General features: G+C 63.1%; 17 protein-coding genes. 14 read left to right on the top strand and 3 right to left on the bottom strand.

The window, feature by feature from the left end; all coding sequences use genetic code 11:
- The first annotated feature begins 146 nt into the window (after positions 1–146).
- Complete coding sequence (locus AC2ISB_RS04020; protein ID WP_339107018.1) at positions 147–629, top strand: DUF8051 family protein; 483 nt, start codon at positions 147–149, stop codon at positions 627–629.
- 6 nt (positions 630–635) lie between these two features.
- Here the strand turns inward: AC2ISB_RS04020 and AC2ISB_RS04015 are convergent, their stop codons facing one another.
- The gene (locus AC2ISB_RS04015) at positions 636–2327 is read right to left on the bottom strand and encodes a divergent polysaccharide deacetylase family protein (RefSeq protein ID WP_486576218.1); all 1692 of its coding nucleotides are present in this window, start codon (positions 2325–2327) and stop codon (positions 636–638) included.
- A gap of 71 nt (positions 2328–2398) precedes the next feature.
- Here AC2ISB_RS04015 and AC2ISB_RS04010 point away from each other — a divergent pair, with 71 nt between their 5' ends.
- The 6 genes from AC2ISB_RS04010 to lexA all read left to right on the top strand — a co-directional run bounded on the left by AC2ISB_RS04010 (position 2399) and on the right by lexA (position 7275).
- A complete protein-coding gene (locus AC2ISB_RS04010; RefSeq protein ID WP_339107016.1) occupies positions 2399–3004 on the top strand; it encodes an anthranilate synthase component II in 606 nt (201 codons plus the stop codon).
- A complete protein-coding gene (trpD, locus tag AC2ISB_RS04005; RefSeq protein ID WP_486576216.1) occupies positions 3001–4023 on the top strand; it encodes an anthranilate phosphoribosyltransferase in 1023 nt (340 codons plus the stop codon). Before AC2ISB_RS04010 ends, trpD begins: the two co-directional genes overlap by 4 nt.
- On the top strand, positions 4020–4814 hold the full coding sequence (gene trpC, locus AC2ISB_RS04000) for an indole-3-glycerol phosphate synthase TrpC (RefSeq protein WP_486576214.1): 795 nt from the start codon (positions 4020–4022) through the stop codon (positions 4812–4814). Before trpD ends, trpC begins: the two co-directional genes overlap by 4 nt.
- Positions 4811–5287, top strand: coding sequence for a cyclic pyranopterin monophosphate synthase MoaC (moaC, locus tag AC2ISB_RS03995; RefSeq protein ID WP_486576212.1), 477 nt, complete (start codon positions 4811–4813; stop codon positions 5285–5287). The genes trpC and moaC overlap by 4 nt, the downstream gene beginning before the upstream one ends.
- Positions 5284–6474: a molybdopterin molybdotransferase MoeA gene (locus tag AC2ISB_RS03990; protein WP_486576210.1), complete on the top strand. Its 1191-nt coding sequence runs from the start codon at positions 5284–5286 to the stop codon at positions 6472–6474. Before moaC ends, AC2ISB_RS03990 begins: the two co-directional genes overlap by 4 nt.
- A 99-nt stretch (positions 6475–6573) precedes the next feature.
- A complete protein-coding gene (gene lexA / locus AC2ISB_RS03985; RefSeq protein WP_339107011.1) occupies positions 6574–7275 on the top strand; it encodes a transcriptional repressor LexA in 702 nt (233 codons plus the stop codon).
- Here lexA and AC2ISB_RS03980 read toward each other — a convergent pair.
- Positions 7269–9371: a ComEC/Rec2 family competence protein gene (locus tag AC2ISB_RS03980; protein WP_486576208.1), complete on the bottom strand. Its 2103-nt coding sequence runs from the start codon at positions 9369–9371 to the stop codon at positions 7269–7271. The two genes, lexA and AC2ISB_RS03980, sit on opposite strands and share 7 nt — an antisense overlap.
- Positions 9372–9592: 221 nt before the next feature.
- Here AC2ISB_RS03980 and gltX point away from each other — a divergent pair, with 221 nt between their 5' ends.
- From gltX to AC2ISB_RS03950, 6 genes are all read left to right on the top strand, one after another.
- Positions 9593–10993, top strand: a complete 1401-nt coding sequence (gltX, locus tag AC2ISB_RS03975) for a glutamate--tRNA ligase (RefSeq protein WP_339107009.1) — start codon at positions 9593–9595, stop codon at positions 10991–10993.
- A gap of 74 nt (positions 10994–11067) precedes the next feature.
- Positions 11068–12357, top strand: a complete 1290-nt coding sequence (locus AC2ISB_RS03970; protein WP_339107008.1) for a citrate synthase — start codon at positions 11068–11070, stop codon at positions 12355–12357.
- A gap of 234 nt (positions 12358–12591) precedes the next feature.
- Positions 12592–13272, top strand: coding sequence for an SDR family NAD(P)-dependent oxidoreductase (locus AC2ISB_RS03965; RefSeq protein WP_339107007.1), 681 nt, complete (start codon positions 12592–12594; stop codon positions 13270–13272).
- 194 nt (positions 13273–13466) lie between these two features.
- Entirely contained in the window at positions 13467–14252 is a 786-nt protein-coding gene (gene surE, locus AC2ISB_RS03960; protein WP_406736798.1) for a 5'/3'-nucleotidase SurE, read from the top strand.
- Positions 14249–14899: a protein-L-isoaspartate(D-aspartate) O-methyltransferase gene (locus AC2ISB_RS03955; protein ID WP_486576205.1), complete on the top strand. Its 651-nt coding sequence runs from the start codon at positions 14249–14251 to the stop codon at positions 14897–14899. Before surE ends, AC2ISB_RS03955 begins: the two co-directional genes overlap by 4 nt.
- Positions 14900–14978: 79 nt before the next feature.
- Complete coding sequence (locus tag AC2ISB_RS03950) at positions 14979–16184, top strand: peptidoglycan DD-metalloendopeptidase family protein (RefSeq protein WP_406736799.1); 1206 nt, start codon at positions 14979–14981, stop codon at positions 16182–16184.
- Positions 16185–16251: 67 nt separating this feature from the next.
- Here the strand turns inward: AC2ISB_RS03950 and AC2ISB_RS03945 are convergent, their stop codons facing one another.
- Positions 16252–17091, bottom strand: a complete 840-nt coding sequence (locus AC2ISB_RS03945) for an AAA family ATPase (protein ID WP_406736800.1) — start codon at positions 17089–17091, stop codon at positions 16252–16254.
- A 229-nt stretch (positions 17092–17320) separates the two neighbouring features.
- Here AC2ISB_RS03945 and dksA point away from each other — a divergent pair, with 229 nt between their 5' ends.
- Positions 17321–17743, top strand: a complete 423-nt coding sequence (gene dksA / locus AC2ISB_RS03940; protein ID WP_339107003.1) for an RNA polymerase-binding protein DksA — start codon at positions 17321–17323, stop codon at positions 17741–17743.
- The last annotated feature ends 78 nt before the right edge of the window (positions 17744–17821 follow it).

Here is a 17821-nt window from a genome sequence, read left to right as displayed (position 1 = left end):
ACGTCGAGGCCCGCTATGCGGGCCTTTTTTATGTCCGAAATGCCGCTGCCCCCCTTGTGTCCGGCAGAGCGCGGCGCAATGATGCCTATGTTTTAAGCGTTATGATATTTTTCAGTTCTTTTCATAAGCATTTCTAGGAGCCTCCCATGCGACGCAGTCAAATCCTCGGTTTTTTGCTGGTACTTTCGGCCCTCAATCTGGCCGCTATGGTGCCCGGCGGCTTTGTCGAAACCCGCCACTTCCCCGATTATAGCGTGACCACCCTTGCCGCGTTCAACGTTTTTCTGACCCTGCTCGGGCTGGTCAGCCTTGCCATGGGGATCCGGTTCATGCGCCGGACCGAGGCCCTCTGGGCGCCGATCCTGCTCTCCTTGGGGTTTCTGGCCGTCTATGTCGCGGATCTGGCAAAGATCTTTCCCGTCGCGACAGAGCCCATGTCGATGGTCCTCAAGGCCCTCGAAGTCTTTGGCAGCCTTCTAGCGGGCGTTACCATCGTGCTTGGTCTGCCCCTGCTGGCCAGACCGCATGAAAGCCATAAGCGCCGCCTGTTCCTGCCGGTCTGGGCGCTATGGGCCTTGGGGCTTCTGGCGGTGATGATCGTGATTTTCGCCACGCTCTCGGCGATGTAGGCCGCGCTACGGCTCTGCAAACTGTGCCGTCACCGGCGAAAGCACCACACCATCATGCTGGCCATCCGCCCAGTCACGCAGACCGGCAATCGATTCCGGCCAAGCCGTCAGCATCACAACCGCCTTGCCGTCACGCTTGGCCTCGAACTCCGCGCGCACCAGTTCGCGCGCGATCCGGCTGGCCCGTTCGCGCCCGTCATCCAGCACGCGCCAGATTCTGGCCTCCGGCCAGTTCTGGCTTTGCGCAAGCTGGTCGGTTGCATTGCTGCCCTTGTCCTGCGTGACAAGCGCCAGCCCGTCGCGCTGCGCCAGCTCCATCAGATGCTGCGCAAGCTGGCGGTTGTTCTGCACCACAGGCTGCACAGGCTCCACAAGCGCCACGGCTTGCGGAACGGCCTGCCGCCATGCCTCCATTGCAACATCCAGATCCTGTGCGGTCGGGGCCTCGGGCAGCCCCGTCATCAGGATGGCCACCTCGACCCCTGCGGCATGATAGGCCTGCGCCGCCATGCGGGCATCCGCCCGCGACGGGTCCAGCACGATCGTCACCGGAAAGCCGAGAGTACGCAGGGTCGTCTCGTCCAGCCCGCCTTTCGCGATCCCGCGGTCGATCAGCATCACCGAAAACAGCGATGTATCGGCGGGGGCGCTGAAACCGGCCCTGAACCGTTGCCAGGCAGGCGTGTCAGCGGGCGTGTCACCTGCTCCGCCCGCGTCCGGACCGCCTGCCAAGGGGGCCTCGATATGCGCAAGCCGGTCCGTGGGAATGGCGGGGTCCGCGCTTGGGCGCGGCTGTTCACCAGCGGCAAAGACCCGTGGTTTCTGCACGCGGCCATCCGGCAAGACCTGCGATCCGTCCGGCAGAAGCACGATCTCCTGCGCGGTAGAGGCAGCGGGCCGGGCCTCGGTTTGGCCCAAAGCGGCAGGGGGCACGACCTTTGGCTCTTCGACCGCTTCGGCCCCAGGAAGATCGGGCACCACCACCTCGCCCGGAGGCGGTACGGGGATCTGTTCGATGGCAGAGGGCGCCGTGGCCTGCGCATCCTCGGCGGTCTGTGCGGCCTTGGGGTCCGGCGCGGCCTGCCCTGCCGCCGGACGCGGGGCCGGATCGGACAAACGGGCAAATGCCGCATCTCCGGTCCCGTTTTGTACCGGAGCAGGCATGCGCGCATCATACCGGTCTCCGGCGGGGTCAGACAGCGTTTCGCCGAAGGCAGGAGGTGCATTGGTCGAATCATCGGGGGCCGGAAGCGCCTGCGGCAAACTCGGGCTCTGGTCCGGCACGGGTAACGGCTCGGGCGACAGCACCGATGGGGCAGAGAGGCCATGACCGGCACTCTGGCCCGACCCTGCCGCCTGAGGCGCGCCACCTGCCCGAGCGCCATCGGCAATACGCTCCGTTTCGCCCGTCAGTCCTGCGCTGCTCTGGTTACCGGCAGGCAGGCTCTGTGGAAGCGGCGCTGCATCCTGCCTGCCCACGGGGGCCATCAACGAAACCGCACCCAATCCGAGCACGGAAACGATGGCTCCGGCTGCAACTCCGGATAACAGGCCTCGCACCATCAGGCAAACTCCCTCGTTCTTGCCATTCTCACCGCATAGAGACACGAATTCATGGGTCCCGCCCTTGACCATCGCGCCACGCTGCGGGCATCTATAGCGCGACATCCATCCCGGATCACCCCGGAAAACAGCCACGCAGCGCAAAGCCTGCATCCGCGTGGCCAAAACACTTCCCCGGTACCGGCCCGAAGGCGATAGGCGACCACATGCTACTTCTTATCGATAACTATGACAGCTTCACCTATAATCTGGTGCATTATTTCGGAGAAGTCGGTGCCGATGTAAAAGTTGTCCGCAATGACGCGCTGAACACCCAAGAGGCGATGGGCATGGGTGCCGAGGCCCTTGTGCTCTCGCCCGGTCCGGGCACGCCCGCGCAATCGGGGATTTGTGTACCGCTGACTCTGGCCGCCTTCGAGGCGGGGGTGCCGCTATTCGGCGTGTGCTTGGGCCAGCAGACGATTGGCGAGGCCTTTGGCGGCGATGTTGTGCGCCACACGGAAATCGTGCATGGCAAGATGGGCACCATCCATCACAACGGTAAAGGCGTGTTCCGCGGGCTGCCCTCGCCGCTTCAGGCGACGCGCTACCATTCGCTGGTGGTGGACCGCGAGACCCTGCCCGATTGCCTAGAGGTCACCGCTTGGCTGGAAGATGGCACCATCATGGGGCTGCGCCACAAAGAGAAGCTGATCGAGGGGGTGCAATTCCACCCCGAATCCATTGCCTCGGAACATGGTCACCAGATGATCCGCAACTTCCTTGAGGATGCAGGCGTGACGCTGAAAGACATGAAGGGCCAAGAGGCATGAGCGATGCAATGAAACCGCTGATCTTTGCGGCCTCCGAGGGGCCGCTCAGCCGTGCACAGGCCGAACATGCCTTCACCCTGCTGTTCCAAGGCGAGGCAACGCCTGCCCAGATCGCAGGTCTTCTGATGGCGATGCGCGCGCGCGGCGAAAGCGTCAGCGAATATGCCGCCGCGGCGGCTGCCATGCGGGCTGCCTGTGTGCCGATTAGCGCGCCCGAGGGGGCGATGGATATCGTGGGCACCGGAGGCGATGGCAAGCACACGCTGAATATCTCGACCGCGACGGCCTTTGTGGTGGCGGGGGCCGGCGTGCCTGTGGCCAAACATGGCAACCGCGCGGCCTCGTCCAAGTCGGGGACGGCGGACGTGCAGGGGGAACTCGGCATCAATGTGATGGCGGGCGTGGAAGCTGCGCAGAAATCGCTGGCGGAAGCCGGTATCGGCTTTCTGATGGCGCAGGTCCATCACCCCGCGATGCGCCATGTAGGGCCGGTGCGGGCCGAGCTGGGCTGCAAGACCATCTTCAACATCCTCGGGCCGCTGACCAACCCTGCAGGCGTCAAGCGCCAGCTGACGGGTGTGTTCGCTCCCGATCTGATCTGGCCGATGGCCGAGACCCTGCAGCTTCTGGGCAGTAAAAAGGCGTGGCTCGTCTATGGCTCGGATGGCACCGACGAGATCACCATCACCGGTTCGACTACGGTGGCGGCACTCGAGAATAACCAGATCCGCGAATTCGAGATCCACCCCGAGGATGCAGGCCTTCCCGTGCATCCCTTCCGCGATATCGTGGGGGGAACGGCGGCGGAAAATGCCACTGCACTGCGTGCGATTTTCGGAGGCGAGACATGCGCCTATCGCGATGCGGTGCTGCTGAATGCGGCCGCAGCCTTGGTTGTGGCCGATCGGGCCTCCAACCTGAAAGAGGGCGTCGAGATTGCCGCCCACTCCATCGACAGCGGGGCCGCGCTGCGCGCCCTCGAGACGCTTGCCAAGATCACGCAGGAGGCCACGGCATGAGCACCATTCTGGATAAGATCAAGGCCTATAAGCTGGAAGAAGTGGCCGCCGCCAAACAAGCCCGCCCGCTGGCAGACCTCGAGGCCGAGGCCCGCGCGCAGGCCCCCACCCGTGGTTTTGCCAAGGCGCTATCCGCGAAAGCCACCGATGGTTACGGGCTGATCGCCGAGATCAAGAAGGCTTCGCCCTCCAAGGGCCTCATCCGCCCCGATTTCGACCCGCCGAGCCTTGCGAAAGCCTATGAAGAAGGCGGCGCGGCCTGTCTTTCGGTGCTGACCGATACGCCGTCGTTCCAAGGCGCGCCCGAGTTCCTGATGCAGGCGCGCGCGGCCTGTTCCCTGCCCGCTTTGCGCAAGGACTTCATGTATGACACCTATCAGGTGACCGAAGCCCGTGCTTGGGGCGCCGATTGTATCCTGATCATTCTGGCCTCGGTCGAGGATGGGCAGGCCGCCGAGCTTGAAGCTGCGGCCTTTGACTATGGGATGGATGTGCTGCTTGAGGTGCATAACCGCGAAGAGCTGGACCGTGCATTGGCGCTGAAATCGCCTCTGATGGGGGTGAATAACCGCAACCTCAAGACCTTCGAAGTCACGCTGGATGTCACCCGTGAACTGGCGCCTGTGATCCTTGAGGAAGGCCGCGATCTGGTCTGCGAAAGCGGCATTTTCACCACCGAAGACATGGCCGATATGGCGGGTGTCGGGGCGCGGCGCTTCCTGATCGGCGAAAGCCTGATGCGTCAGGACGATGTCGCCGCTGCCACCAAAGCCCTACTGACCCTGCCATGAGCCTCTCGCATTTCGACGCTGCGGGTCAGGCCCATATGGTCGATGTCTCGGACAAGCCCGTGACCGCCCGCGTGGCCGTGGCGCGTGGCCATGTGGTGATGGCGCCCGAAACGCTGGCCTATGTGACTGAGGGCACCGCCAAGAAGGGCGATGTGCTGGGGATTGCGCGGATTGCGGGCATTCAGGCCACCAAACGCACCGCCGATCTGATCCCGCTGTGCCATCCGCTGCCGATCACCAAGGTCTCGGTGGAACTGACCCCTGATGACACCCTGCCCGGTGTGCGGGTCGAGGCCACGGTGAAGACCACCGGCCAGACCGGCGTTGAAATGGAGGCTCTGACCGCCGTGTCCGCCGCCTGCCTGACCGTCTATGACATGCTCAAGGCGGTGGAGAAATCCATGCGGATCGAGGGGATCGAGGTCGTGCTGAAGGATGGTGGCAAATCGGGCCGCTATGAGGTGGGCGCATGAGCCTCTTGCCTGTCGAAGAGGCGCTGGAACGGGTTCTGGCACTGGTTGCGCCGCTGCCGGCTGAAACCGTGCCCCTGCGTGAGGGGGCCGGCCGCGTGATGACCATGCCCGCCACGGCGGGGTTGACGCAGCCGCCGTTTTCGGGCTCGGCGATGGATGGATACTGGCTGGATGCGGTGGACCATCTGCCCTTGGCCAAGCTGCAGGTGGTGGGGGAATCCGCTGCGGGCCGCAGCTATCAGGGTGAGATCACTCAAGGTCAGGCGATCCGCATCTTCACAGGTGCCCCCGTGCCCCGCGAGGGCGGCGTGGTGGTCTTGCAGGAGAACACCACCCGCGACGGCGATTGGGTCACGCTGGCGGACGGCCTGTCGGGCAATGACAATATCCGTCCCAAGGGGCAGGATTTCGCCAAAGGCGCGCCCTTCCACCCCGACCGTCCGCTCAATGCGCGCGATCTGGGGCTGTTGGCTGCGATGAATGTCGCGCAGCTTGAGGTGCATCGCAAACCGGTTGTGGCGATCATTGCCACCGGCGACGAGCTGGTGATGCCCGGCGAGACCCCCGGCCCCGATCAGATCATCTCGTCCAATAGTTTCATCGTGGCCGCTCAGGTCGAGGCGATGGGCGGCATCGCGCGGATGCTGCCGATTGCGCGCGATGACCGCGAGAGCCTGCGCATGGTCTTTGATCTGGCCAAAGGGGCGGATCTGATCGTGACCTCGGGCGGCGCCTCGGTGGGCGATCATGATCTGGTGGGCGAGGTCGCGGCAGAGCTGGGGCTTGAGCGCAGCTTCTGGAAGATCGCCATGCGTCCGGGCAAGCCGCTGATGGCGGGCCGGATGGGGGAGGCTGTTCTGCTGGGGCTGCCGGGCAATCCGGTCTCGGCCACGGTCTGCGCCGAGCTGTTCCTGAAGCCGATGCTGGCCAAGATGCAGGGGCGCGACCCGCAGATCACCCCGCGCCGCGCGGTGCTGGGGCGTGATCTCGGGCCGACAGGACCGCGCACCCATTACATGCGCGCCTGTCTGAGCGCGACCGACGGGCTGCCGGTGATCATGCCCTTCGACAATCAGGACAGTGCGATCCTGTCGATCCTTGCCCAAGCCGATGCCCTGTTGATTTGCGAACGCGACAGCGGGCCGTACAAACAGGGAACGGAGATGTGCTATCTGCCTTTGATGTAAATGAAAATCCTGTTCCGCAATTGACACGGAACAGGAACACAGATAGAACTTTAAACGAACATGCCTTGACATGCGCGATTTTTTTGGCCGGAGACTCGGATGCTGACCCGCAAACAGTTGGAATTGCTTAATTTCATTAACCATCGTTTGCAGCAGGATGGGGTGCCGCCCTCGTTTGACGAAATGAAAGATGCGCTGGAGTTGCGGTCGAAGTCGGGCATCCACCGGCTGATCACCGCATTGGAAGAACGCGGCTTCATCCGGCGTCTGGCGCATCGCGCACGGGCCATCGAGATTTTGAAACTGCCGGAAACCCTGGAAAAGAACGAGGCTTCCAAATCCGGCTTCTCGCCCTCGGTGATTGAAGGCGGGCGGCCCGAACGCCCCTCACAGGCGATGGAAATCGAGGCGATCCACGCATTGGAACTGCCCGTTATGGGCCGGATCGCGGCGGGTGTGCCGATCGAGGCGATCTCGGAAGTCTCGCATCACGTGGCCGTTCCGGGCACGATGCTGGCGGGGGCGGGACGCCATTACGCGCTGGAAGTGCGCGGGGATTCCATGATCGAGGCGGGCATCAATGACGGCGATATCGTCGTGATCCGCGAACAATCCACCGCCGAGAATGGCGAGATTGTCGTGGCGCTGGTGGATGAAACCGAGGCGACGCTGAAGAAATTCTACCGCCGCAGCGGCATGATTGCGCTGGAGGCCGCCAATCCCGCCTATGAAACCCGCATGCTACGCGGCGATCAGGTGCGTGTGCAGGGCCGTCTGGTCGGTCTGATCCGCAGCTACTGAAACGCCTTGGGCGCGGTCCAGAGCCTGCGCCCGACCTTGTCGCTGACCGTGGTCAGCGATCCTGCCTGATCCCATGAGACCGCGCCGGTCTGTGCCAGACGCGTTCTGTCCCAGATCGTGCATGCCTCGGGCGCTGCCTGCCGCGTTTGTGGCAAAGCTGCCGCAATCACGATCAACGCACCGGCATGACAATAGGAGGCAAGATGGTCCGACGCGGCCTTGCCTGTCAGATGCACCAGATCGCGCCCCTGCCAATGCGCCACACGCACGCCCCCCTCACCAGCCCAGGCCGGACGTGCCGCAGCCTCGGAAACCGGCGCGACATCCCCGTCGGCATCCAGCCAGACACCCGCCACAAATCCGGCCCCATCGCGCGAAAGGGCGCGCCCCTGCGGTGTCATCAGCCCGACCTGCTCGGCCTCGGGGGCCACGATCAGCGCCGGACGCGGACTGGCAGACCAGCGCAGCGCCGCCAGACATAGCAGCGCCAGCGCCAGCACCCTGCCCGTTCGACGCGACAGCACAAACAGCATCGCCCCGCCCCCCATCAGCGCCACCACCTGCTCGGGCGGGGCTTTGACGGCGGTCACCGATCCGGGCCATCCGGCCACCATATCCGCCACCCCCAACAGCCAGCCCGTGCCAAGGCCAAGCACCCAGAACGCGGGCGCCGCCAGCCCGAAAGGGGCCAGCGCCAATGCAATCAGCCCCGCCGGCATGATGATCAGCCCCATCGCGGGCACGGCCAGCAGATTGGCCACCAGCCCGTAATCGGCCACCCGATGGAACGTGGCTGCGGTCAGGGGCGCGGTCGCCAGCCCTGCAATCAGCGAGCTGACCGCAAACCCCAACGGCGCACGGATCAGCTTCGGCAGGCGTTTCGTGTGGCGCGTCCATGCCCCCAACCCGACAATCAGCGCGGTCGTGGCCGCGAAGGACAGCTGGAAGCCGGGATTGAGCAGGGCCTCGGGGGTGACAAGCAAGATGACGATCGCCGCCAAAGCGACATTGCGCAGGCTCAGGGCGCGGCGGTCACAAAGCACCGCCCCCAGCATCACCGCTGCCATCACCCATGCCCGCTGGGTCGAGACCTGCCCCCCCGAAAGCCACAGATAGAAAGTAGCGGCCAGAAGCGCCACCACGGCGGCAATCTTGCGCGCGGGCCATAAAAGCGCAGGCCGGCCCAGTGCCGCCAGACAGAACCGCACGAAGCCAAAGACCAACCCCGTCACCAGACCGACATGCAGCCCCGAGATCGCCACCACATGATAGATATTGGCGTTGCGCATCACCTCGTTGGTCTCTTGCGACAGCGCGGAGCGATCCCCCGTCAGAATGGCGCTGGCAATGGCACCGGCCTGACCCGGAACGCGGGCCCGGATCAGCTGTGACAGCCGGTCGCGCAAACGGTTGGCCAGCAGGTCCGCAGCCTGTGGCGGAGCAATCAGCATCACCGGAACGCGGCTGTAGCCCACGGCACCAAGCCCCTGAAAAAAGGCGATACGGCGGAAATCGAACGCCTCCGGCGCAGCGGGTGGCGGGGGCGGCATCAGATGGGCCGTCAGCATGACACGCTGCCCCGGCCGGAGATCCAGATGACCCTGCGCGGCATGTAGCGACACCCGCACCCGTCCGGGCAGGGCCTCGGGGGCGACACGGTCCAGCCGCACCTGATCGAGCAACAATCGGGGCTGGTCCGCCGCGCTGCGATCCAGCCCGAGCACCCGCCCCTCCACCGTACCGTAATACCGGAAGGACAGCACCGGCGCTTGCACCAGATGCGCCCGCAGCCCCGCCATACAAAACCCAAGCGCCATCAGCCCTAGAAAGGCCGCCGGAAACCATGCCACCATCGGCAGCCGCCTTCTGGCGGCCAGCGCGCAGACCATAAGCCCCGCCGCCAATATATAGGCAGATGGCCCCGGCTCCGACAGCAGCGCAAACCACGCCCCGATTCCCGACGCCAGCGCCAACGGTGCCCAAAGGAGGATCTCGGCATAGGCCTGCATCAGGCGCACAGCCCGTCCCGCAGCCCATATGCCAAGCCATGAGACACGGGCGGCAGCCATATGATCTTGCGGCAAAACCTCACTCATCGCGACCGTCCTCCCCCGAAAAACCAAGGCGCATCTCTGCGGATTGCGGAAGCGCCCGCCATGACCATTGTCCGTGCCTCTTGTCCGTGCCCCTTGTCCTTCCGGGCCATGCCTCTTATTCATCGACGCAAAGAAACCCGGGAAGCTATGGCGCACAGGCTCTGCGAACATGGTTTCCAAATGCTTAATGCGCGCCTCTGGCGCCTCGAAAGGCCCTCAAGATGTCCGACCAGATCGTCACCCGTTTTGCCCCCTCGCCGACCGGCTATCTGCATATCGGGGGCGCGCGCACGGCGCTTTTCAACTGGCTTTATGCGCGCCATATGGGCGGCAAGGTGCTTTTGCGGATCGAGGATACCGACAGGGAGCGCTCGACCGATGCGGCGACCGCTGCCATCATGAAGGGGCTGGACTGGCTGGGGCTCGATTTCGACAGCGACCCGATCAGCCAGTTCGAACGCGCCCCCCGTCATGCCGAGGTCGCCAACGAGATGCTGGCCCGCGGTGTCGCCTATAAGTGCTTCTCCAGCCAGGACGAGATCCAGGCCTTCCGCGATGCCGCCAAAGCCGAGGGCAAATCGACCCTGTTCCGCAGCCCCTGGCGCGATGCCGACCCCGCGACCCATCCCGACGCGCCCTTCGTGATCCGCGTGAAAGCACCGCTGGAAGGCAAAACGGTGATCCATGATGCCGTTCAGGGCGATGTGACGATCCGTAACGACCAGCTCGATGACATGATCTGTTTACGTTCGGATGGTACGCCCACCTATATGCTGGCGGTTGTGGTGGATGATCATGATATGGGCGTGACGCATGTCATCCGTGGCGATGACCACCTGACGAATACCGCCCGCCAGATGCTGGTCTATAACGCGATGGAATGGGCGGTTCCGACTTTTGCGCATATTCCGCTGATCCACGGCCCCGATGGCAAGAAACTGTCCAAGCGCCACGGCGCGGTCGGTCTGGAAGAGTATCAGGCGATGGGGTATCCGGCGGCAGGGATGCGCAACTATCTGACGCGGCTTGGCTGGAGCCACGGCGACGATGAGTTTTTCACGGATGCGCAAGCGCGTGAATGGTTCGATCTGGGCGGAATCGGCAAATCGCCGGCCCGCCTCGATTTCAAGAAGCTGGCCAATATCTGCGGCCAGCATATCGCCGTGATGGATGATGCCGATATTGTTGCTCAAATTGACGGCTATTTGGAGGCGGCAAAACAACCTCTGCTCAGCGACGCACAGAAAAACGATCTGACCCGCGCAATGTACTGCCTGAAAGATCGTGCGAAGACATTCCCGGAACTCATTGAAAAAGCGTCTTTTATCCTCAATCAACGGCCATTGGAGCTGGATGAGAAATCGCAAAAGGCGCTTGATCCGGTATACCGTGGTATTCTGAAAGAATTGACGCCGCAGTTGCAAAATGCTAGCTGGACGCGAGAGGAATTGGAGGCCATCGTACAATCTGTTGCAGAGGCGCATGAAATGGGGCTTGGCAAGCTCGCTTCCCCCTTGCGCGCGGCTCTGGCAGGGCGTTCAGTGAGCCCTAGTGTATTCGATATGATGCTGACCCTCGGTCGAGACGAGACCGTGGCGAGGCTTGAGGATCAGGTGGCCTGAGGCCGGGCCACCTTCCGGCTCGACCGGATAACAACGACCGGCGCGGCCCAGCCGGCATTACGAAAGGGAACCCAATGGCTGATAGAACGGCGACGCTCACCCTGGACGGGAAGTCTTACGACCTCCCCGTACTCTCCCCAGCAGCAGGCCCGGATGTTATTGATATCCGCAAGCTCTATGCGCAGGCTGACGTCTTTACCTATGACCCGGGCTTCACCTCGACCGCGTCTTGTGAATCCGCAATCACCTATATCGATGGGAATAAGGGCGAGCTTCTGTATCGCGGCTATCCCATCGAACAGCTTGCACAGAAATCGCATTATCTCGAAACCTGCTACCTGCTTCTCTACGGGGAACTGCCGAACAAGGCACAGATGGAAGATTTCGAATATCGCGTGACCCGTCACACGATGCTGCACGAGCAGATCAACAACTTCTTCCGTGGCTTCCGCCGCGATGCCCACCCGATGGCGACGATGGTCGGCGTTGTGGGCGGCCTGTCGGCTTTCTATCACGACAGCCTCGACATCACCGATCCGTGGCAACGTGAAGTGGCCGCGATCCGCATGATCGCCAAACTGCCGACCATCGCGGCGATGGCCTATAAATATTCGATCGGTCAGCCGATCGTCTATCCGCGCAACGATCTCGATTACGCGTCGAACTTCCTGCATATGTGCTTCGCCGTTCCGGCAGAGCCCTATCACGTGGAACCGGCGCTGGCGAAGGCGATGGACCGCATCATGATGCTCCATGCCGATCACGAGCAGAACGCATCGACCTCGACCGTGCGTCTGGCGGGCTCTTCGGGGGCGAACCCCTTCGCCTGTATCGCAGCCGGCATCGCCTGCCTCTGGGGTCCGGCGCATGGTGGCGCAAACCAGGCCTGCCTGGAAATGCTGCGCGAAATCGGCACCGTGGACCGCATTCCGGAATTCATCGCCCGTGCGAAAGACAAGAACGATCCCTTCAAGCTGATGGGCTTCGGTCACCGCGTCTACAAGAATTTCGACCCGCGGGCGAAGGTCATGAAAGAATCGGCGGACGAGGTTCTGGGCCTTCTGGGCGTGGAAAACAATCCGCTGCTGCAAGTGGCCAAAGAGCTTGAGAAAATCGCGCTGGAAGACGAGTATTTCATCGAGAAAAAACTCTATCCCAACGTCGATTTCTACTCGGGGATCATCCTCGAGGCGATGGGCTTCCCGACCGCGATGTTCACCCCGATCTTCGCGCTGTCGCGGACCATCGGCTGGATTTCGCAATGGAAAGAGATGATCGAGGATCCGACCGGCAAGATCGGCCGTCCGCGCCAGCTCTATACCGGTGCGACCGCGCGCGACTATACCGATGTCGCAACCCGCTAAGCTTCAAAGCTGCATTTGATACAGATCATGGAAAGGCCGGGAATTTCCCGGCCTTTTCGCATGCATATCTTTCGGAAGCTGCGCCGGAGGGGGCGAAGACCCCGACCGGTTTCCTGCGGGCCTCGATGGCGCGCAGGAAACCGCCCCCCTCCGGCACAGCGCCTCCGACACCACCCAAGACCGCCCCCCGTACTGCCCCCGTACTGCCACGGGGCCCAAAAGAAGGACCGCCCCATGACAGACCACAGCACGGGCAAGAAACTCGCCCTGATCACCGGTGCCTCACGTGGATTGGGGGCAGGCCTTGCCGAAGGTCTTGCCGCACGCGGCTATCACATCATGGCCGTGGCACGCACCGTTGGCGGGCTGGAAGATCTCGACGACCGCATTCAGGCGCAGGGCGGTCAGGCCACGCTTGCCCCCCTCGACCTGAAAGATCCGGCACAGGCCCAACATCTGGGCCAGTCGGTGGCTGACCGCTGGGGCGGGATCGACCTGTGGTGCCATACCGCGATCCACGGCACACCGCTCAGCCCCGCAGGCCATATCGCACAAAAAGACATGGAAGCCGCCATCGCGGTCAATCTGACCACCACGGCAATGCTGATCCCGATGCTGGAGCCGCTGCTGCGCGCCCGCAACGGACAGGCCGTCTTCTTCGACGATTGCCATGCCGGCGAGAAATTCTTCGGCACCTACGGGGCGACCAAAGCCGCTCAAATGGCGCTTGTGCGCTCTTGGGCCGCCGAGAATGACAGCATCGGCCCCAAGGTCACCATTCTGGCGCCGAAGCCGATGCCCACCGGACTGCGCGCCCGCTTCTTCCCCGGCGAGGACCGCGCCCCCCTCGCCCGTCCGCGTGACGAGGCCGCCCGCCTGCTGGATCTGCTGCTGCCCGAAACCGCGACCGCCTGAGACAGGCCGTCCCATGCGCCTGCCCCGCACAACAGGCCCGGAACGCGCCCCCCGTCAGGGCGGCACAAACCGCATTGCGGCGATGTTGCAACGCCCCGCAAGCTTTCCGCCCGCCCCCTAGGGTGTGGGCGCTTTACCGCCTGAGATGCCCACGTTATCACCGGAGGCACAGATAGAACCGGGGGACAGAGGCGATGCGCATTCTCATTACCAATGATGACGGGATAAATGCGGCAGGTCTTGCTGTCTTGCAGGAGATCGCGGAAAGCCTTGCCGGTCCCACCGGCGAGGTCTGGACCGTCGCTCCTGCCTTCGAACAATCGGGGGTCGGCCATTGCATCAGCTATTCGCGCCCCATGCTCACGGCCGAGCTGGGCCCCCGCCGCGTTGCCGTCGAAGGCAGCCCCGCCGACTGCGTGCTGGCCGGCCTCTATGATGTGCTCACCGATGGCCGTCCCGACCTGATCCTCTCGGGGGTCAATCGTGGCAATAACTCCGCTGAAAACGCGCTTTATTCCGGCACGCTGGGCGGGGCGATGGAGGGCGCGCTGCAAGGCATTCCCGCCATTGGCCTGAGCCAGTTCATGGGGCCGCGCACCAACTGCCTCGACGACCCCTTTGACGCCGCCCGCCAGCATGGCCCCGCCCTTGTGCGCAAGCTGTGGGAAAAGGGCATCTGGGATGACGGCCCCTATCGTGTGTTCTACAGCATCAACTTCCCGCCGGTCGCGGGGGCCGATGTGGCAGGGACCAGGGTCGCGCCTATGGGCTATCGCACCGACAGTTTCTTCACCACCGAGGCCACGCATTCGCCCTCGGGCAAAAAGTTCCTCTGGGTCAAGGGCGGCCCGCAGCATACCGCCACCGCCCCCGGCACCGATGCCGCGCTCAATCTCGAAGGGTATATCTCTGTCACCCCCATGCGCGCCGATCTGACCGCACATGACGTGCTCGACAGCCTGAAGACGGCCATCGAATGACCCCGTCCGAGGAAGAGGCCGAGCGCAAGATGCGCTTTCTGTTCCAGATCCGCTCGCGCGGGGTGACGGATGCGGCCGTGCTGAAGGTGATGGAACGGATCGACCGCGGGCGCTTCGTGCGGGGGATCTTTGCCGAGCGCGCCTATGAGGATATGCCGCTGCCGATCAGTTGCGGCCAGACCATCAGCCAGCCCTCGATCGTGGGGCTGATGACGCAGGCGCTAGAGATCGGCCCGCGCGATACGGTGCTGGAGGTCGGCACGGGCTCGGGCTATCAGGCCGCGATCCTGTCGGGGCTGGCACGCCGCGTATATACCGTCGACCGCTACAAGCAGCTTGTGCGCGATGCCGAAGAGCTGTTCCGCGAGATGGATCTGTCAAATATCGTCGCCATTACCGGCGATGGCAGCTTTGGCCTGCCCGATCAGGCCCCCTTTGATCGTATCATCGTGACAGCCGCCGCCGAAGACCCGCCGGGGCCCCTCTTGTCGCAACTCAAGCCGGGCGGTATCATGGTGCTGCCTGTCGGCCAGTCCGACACGGTCCAAAGCCTGATCCGCGTCCGGCGGCTTGAAACCGGCTTCGACTACGAAGAACTGCGTTCCGTGCGGTTCGTGCCCTTGGTCGAGGGGCTTGCAAACGAATAAGGCCCGCCGGGTTGCGGTTCCCGACCCAAAGGCTAAAACGACCCGAGAGGGAATAGGAACCAATGAGGAAGAAGCGCCGATGACATCTTACAGACGCCCCCGTCTTGCAACCTTTCTGATGCTGGGCGGTTCCGCAGTTGCGCTGGCCGCCTGTATGCCGTCCGGCAATTTCGATCCGGATCTGCGCAAATACTCCCAGATCGGCTTCGATACCAGCGATGCGGCCCAACGTGCCACCGCGCCGCGTCCGCAATCGGACACGCGCGGCATCATCTCCTATCCCAATTATCAGGTCGCGGTCGCCAGCCGTGGCGATACGGTGGCCAGCGTGGCCGCGCGCGTGGGCGTCAATGCCAATGATCTGGCGCGTTACAATGCCATCGGCACCGATACCGTGCTCAATCAGGGGGCCGTGCTTGTCCTGCCCAGCCGCGTGCAAGAGCCTGCCGGTTCGGGCAGTTATACCGGCGCGGGCGCAACCGCAAGCGGCGGGGCGGACACCATTGACATCACCTCGCTGGCCTCCAATGCCATCGACCGCTCGCAATCGGGCCAGACCGCCAGCGCGCCCCCCAAAGCCAGCGCGCCGGTTGCCGGCAAGCCCGCAGGGCCCGAGCCGGTACGCCATCGCGTGGCCCGTGGCGAGACCGCCTATTCCATTGCACGTTATTACAACGTCTCGGTCCGCTCGCTGGCCGACTGGAACGGGCTGCCGTCGGATATGAGCGTGCATGAGGGCCAGTATCTGCTGATCCCGACCGCCTTGCCCAGCCAATCGGGGCAAGCCACCACTAGCAAGCCCGGTCAGGGCAGCGCGACGCCCACCCCGCCCTCGGCCGCCGAACCGCTGCCGCAGCAAAAAACCACCCCCGGCTCGGCCCCTGTGGATACCTCTGCTGTGCCCAATCTCAGCAAGCAGGTCACCGCCTCCAGTTCGTCGCGCCTGCTGATGCCGGTCAACGGGTCGATCATCCGTCCCTATGTGAAAAAGAAAAACGACGGGGTGGATATCTCTGCCGCGCCCGGCACGCCCGTCAAGGCAGCAGCCGATGGCACGGTTGCCGCCATCACCAAAGATACCGAGCAGGTGCCGATCCTTGTTCTGCGCCATGCCGATGGCCTGCTGACGGTCTATGCCAATATCGACAATATCGCGGTGTCGAAAGATGCCACCGTCAAGCGCGGCCAGACCATTGCCAAAGTGCGTCAGAACGATCCGGGCTTTGTGCATTTCGAGGTACGCCAAGGCTACGAGAGCGTCGACCCGATGCCCTATCTGCAATAACGGCGCGCTCCGCCCGGAAATATCCACACAGCAAAAGGGGCCGTCGCGGCCCCTTTTCTTTGCCCGCTTAGCGCCTGCCACGCGCCGCAAAGGCCAACCGCTCGAACAGATGCACGTCCTGTTCGTTTTTCAAAAGCGCGCCATGCAGCTTCGGCAACAGGCTGCCCCCGTCCGCTTTCAGATCTTCGGGGGCGAGATCCTCGATCAGCAGAAGCTTGATCCAGTCCAGCACTTCCGAGGTCGAGGGTTTCTTCTTCAAACCCGGCGTCTCGCGGATCTCGTAAAACCGCGTCAGCGCCTCGGCCAGCAGCTTGGGTTTGATCTGCGGGAAATGCACCTCGACAATCTTGGCCAGCGTCTCGGGGTCGGGGAAGCGGATATAATGGAAGAAACAGCGCCGCAGGAAGGCGTCGGGCAGCTCTTTCTCGTTATTCGAGGTGATGATGACCACGGGGCGATGACGTGCGCGAATGGTCTCGCCCGTCTCGTAGACATGGAATTCCATCCGGTCGAGTTCCTGCAACAGATCATTGGGGAACTCGATATCGGCCTTGTCGATCTCGTCAATCAGCAGCACCACCCGCTCGGGGGCCGCAAAGGCCTGCCAGATCTTGCCATGACGGATGTAATGGCCGATCTCGCTGACTTTCGGATCGCCAAGCTGGCTATCGCGCAGCCGCGACACGGCATCATATTCGTAAAGCCCTTGCTGCGCGCGCGTGCTGGATTTGATCCCCCATTCGATCATGTCCATCCCCAGCGCCTGTGCCACCTGACGCGCAAGCTCCGTTTTGCCGGTGCCGGGTTCGCCCTTGACCAGCAGCGGGCGCTCCAGCGCCACGGCCGCATTGACGGCCACGGTCAGATCCGCAGGCGCGATATAGCTTTCGGTAGATTGGAATTGCATGATTATTTCCCTGATGGCGGCCTTGACCACCCTATTCTGCCGCCGTTTTGGCCGCAAGAAAAAGACTTTTTGCACAAAAAATAAGCATAGCTTTTAAAATAAGCAGGCAGATACGCAGAGACGTGACAAACAGTCTTTGGTCAGGTATTCGGGCGGCAAGGAATCGTGCCACGCTCAGGGGCATGTTTCCCGAACTAACAAAGGGTCAGGCACCATAGAAAGGCCAGTCATGAAACCCGAGATCTTTCTTCCGGATGATTATCGCCCGGCTGAAGACGAGCCGTTCATGAACGATCGTCAACTGGAATATTTCCGTCGCAAGCTGATGAATTGGAAACACGAGCTTCTCGCACAATCCGCAGAGACCCTCGAAGGTCTGGCAGATTCCGCAAGATCCGTGCCCGATGTGGCAGACCGTGCGTCGGAAGAAACCGATCGCGCACTGGAACTGCGCACCCGTGACCGCCAGCGCAAACTGGTTGTCAAGATTGATGCCGCACTGCGCCGCATTGATGAAGGCGAGTTCGGCTATTGTGAAAAGACCGGCGAGCCGATCTCGCTGAAACGTCTTGATGCCCGCCCCATCGCAACGATGACGCTGGAAGCCCAAGAGCGCCATGAGCGCCGTGAGCGGGTTCATCGCGACGACTAACGGGCGTGGGCTTTGCCTGCGTTTTTTTGTCTTTTCGGCCTGCTTGCATCTGCCAATGGCTTTTCTGCATTGCGGGTA

This window comes from Thioclava sp. NS-SX20 (assembly GCF_057380695.1).
The sequence above is the reverse complement of the archived record's forward strand: the minus strand, read 5'-3'. Positions and strand labels throughout refer to the sequence as shown.

Excerpts from the sequence above, each read along its gene's own strand:
- dksA (WP_339107003.1), top strand. The coding sequence starts at position 17,321 with ATGAAACCCGAGATCTTTCTTCCGGATGATTATCGCCCGGCTGAAGAC.
- gltX (WP_339107009.1), top strand. The coding sequence starts at position 9,593 with ATGTCCGACCAGATCGTCACCCGTTTTGCCCCCTCGCCGACCGGCTAT.
- trpC (WP_486576214.1), top strand. The coding sequence starts at position 4,020 with ATGAGCACCATTCTGGATAAGATCAAGGCCTATAAGCTGGAAGAAGTG.
- lexA (WP_339107011.1), top strand. The coding sequence starts at position 6,574 with ATGCTGACCCGCAAACAGTTGGAATTGCTTAATTTCATTAACCATCGT.
- AC2ISB_RS03980 (WP_486576208.1), bottom strand. The coding sequence starts at position 9,371 with ATGAGTGAGGTTTTGCCGCAAGATCATATGGCTGCCGCCCGTGTCTCA.
- AC2ISB_RS03955 (WP_486576205.1), top strand. The coding sequence starts at position 14,249 with ATGACCCCGTCCGAGGAAGAGGCCGAGCGCAAGATGCGCTTTCTGTTC.
- surE (WP_406736798.1), top strand. The coding sequence starts at position 13,467 with ATGCGCATTCTCATTACCAATGATGACGGGATAAATGCGGCAGGTCTT.
- AC2ISB_RS03990 (WP_486576210.1), top strand. The coding sequence starts at position 5,284 with ATGAGCCTCTTGCCTGTCGAAGAGGCGCTGGAACGGGTTCTGGCACTG.
- AC2ISB_RS03945 (WP_406736800.1), bottom strand. The coding sequence starts at position 17,091 with ATGCAATTCCAATCTACCGAAAGCTATATCGCGCCTGCGGATCTGACC.
- moaC (WP_486576212.1), top strand. The coding sequence starts at position 4,811 with ATGAGCCTCTCGCATTTCGACGCTGCGGGTCAGGCCCATATGGTCGAT.
- AC2ISB_RS03970 (WP_339107008.1), top strand. The coding sequence starts at position 11,068 with ATGGCTGATAGAACGGCGACGCTCACCCTGGACGGGAAGTCTTACGAC.
- AC2ISB_RS04020 (WP_339107018.1), top strand. The coding sequence starts at position 147 with ATGCGACGCAGTCAAATCCTCGGTTTTTTGCTGGTACTTTCGGCCCTC.
- trpD (WP_486576216.1), top strand. The coding sequence starts at position 3,001 with ATGAGCGATGCAATGAAACCGCTGATCTTTGCGGCCTCCGAGGGGCCG.
- AC2ISB_RS04010 (WP_339107016.1), top strand. The coding sequence starts at position 2,399 with ATGCTACTTCTTATCGATAACTATGACAGCTTCACCTATAATCTGGTG.
- AC2ISB_RS03950 (WP_406736799.1), top strand. The coding sequence starts at position 14,979 with ATGACATCTTACAGACGCCCCCGTCTTGCAACCTTTCTGATGCTGGGC.
- AC2ISB_RS03965 (WP_339107007.1), top strand. The coding sequence starts at position 12,592 with ATGACAGACCACAGCACGGGCAAGAAACTCGCCCTGATCACCGGTGCC.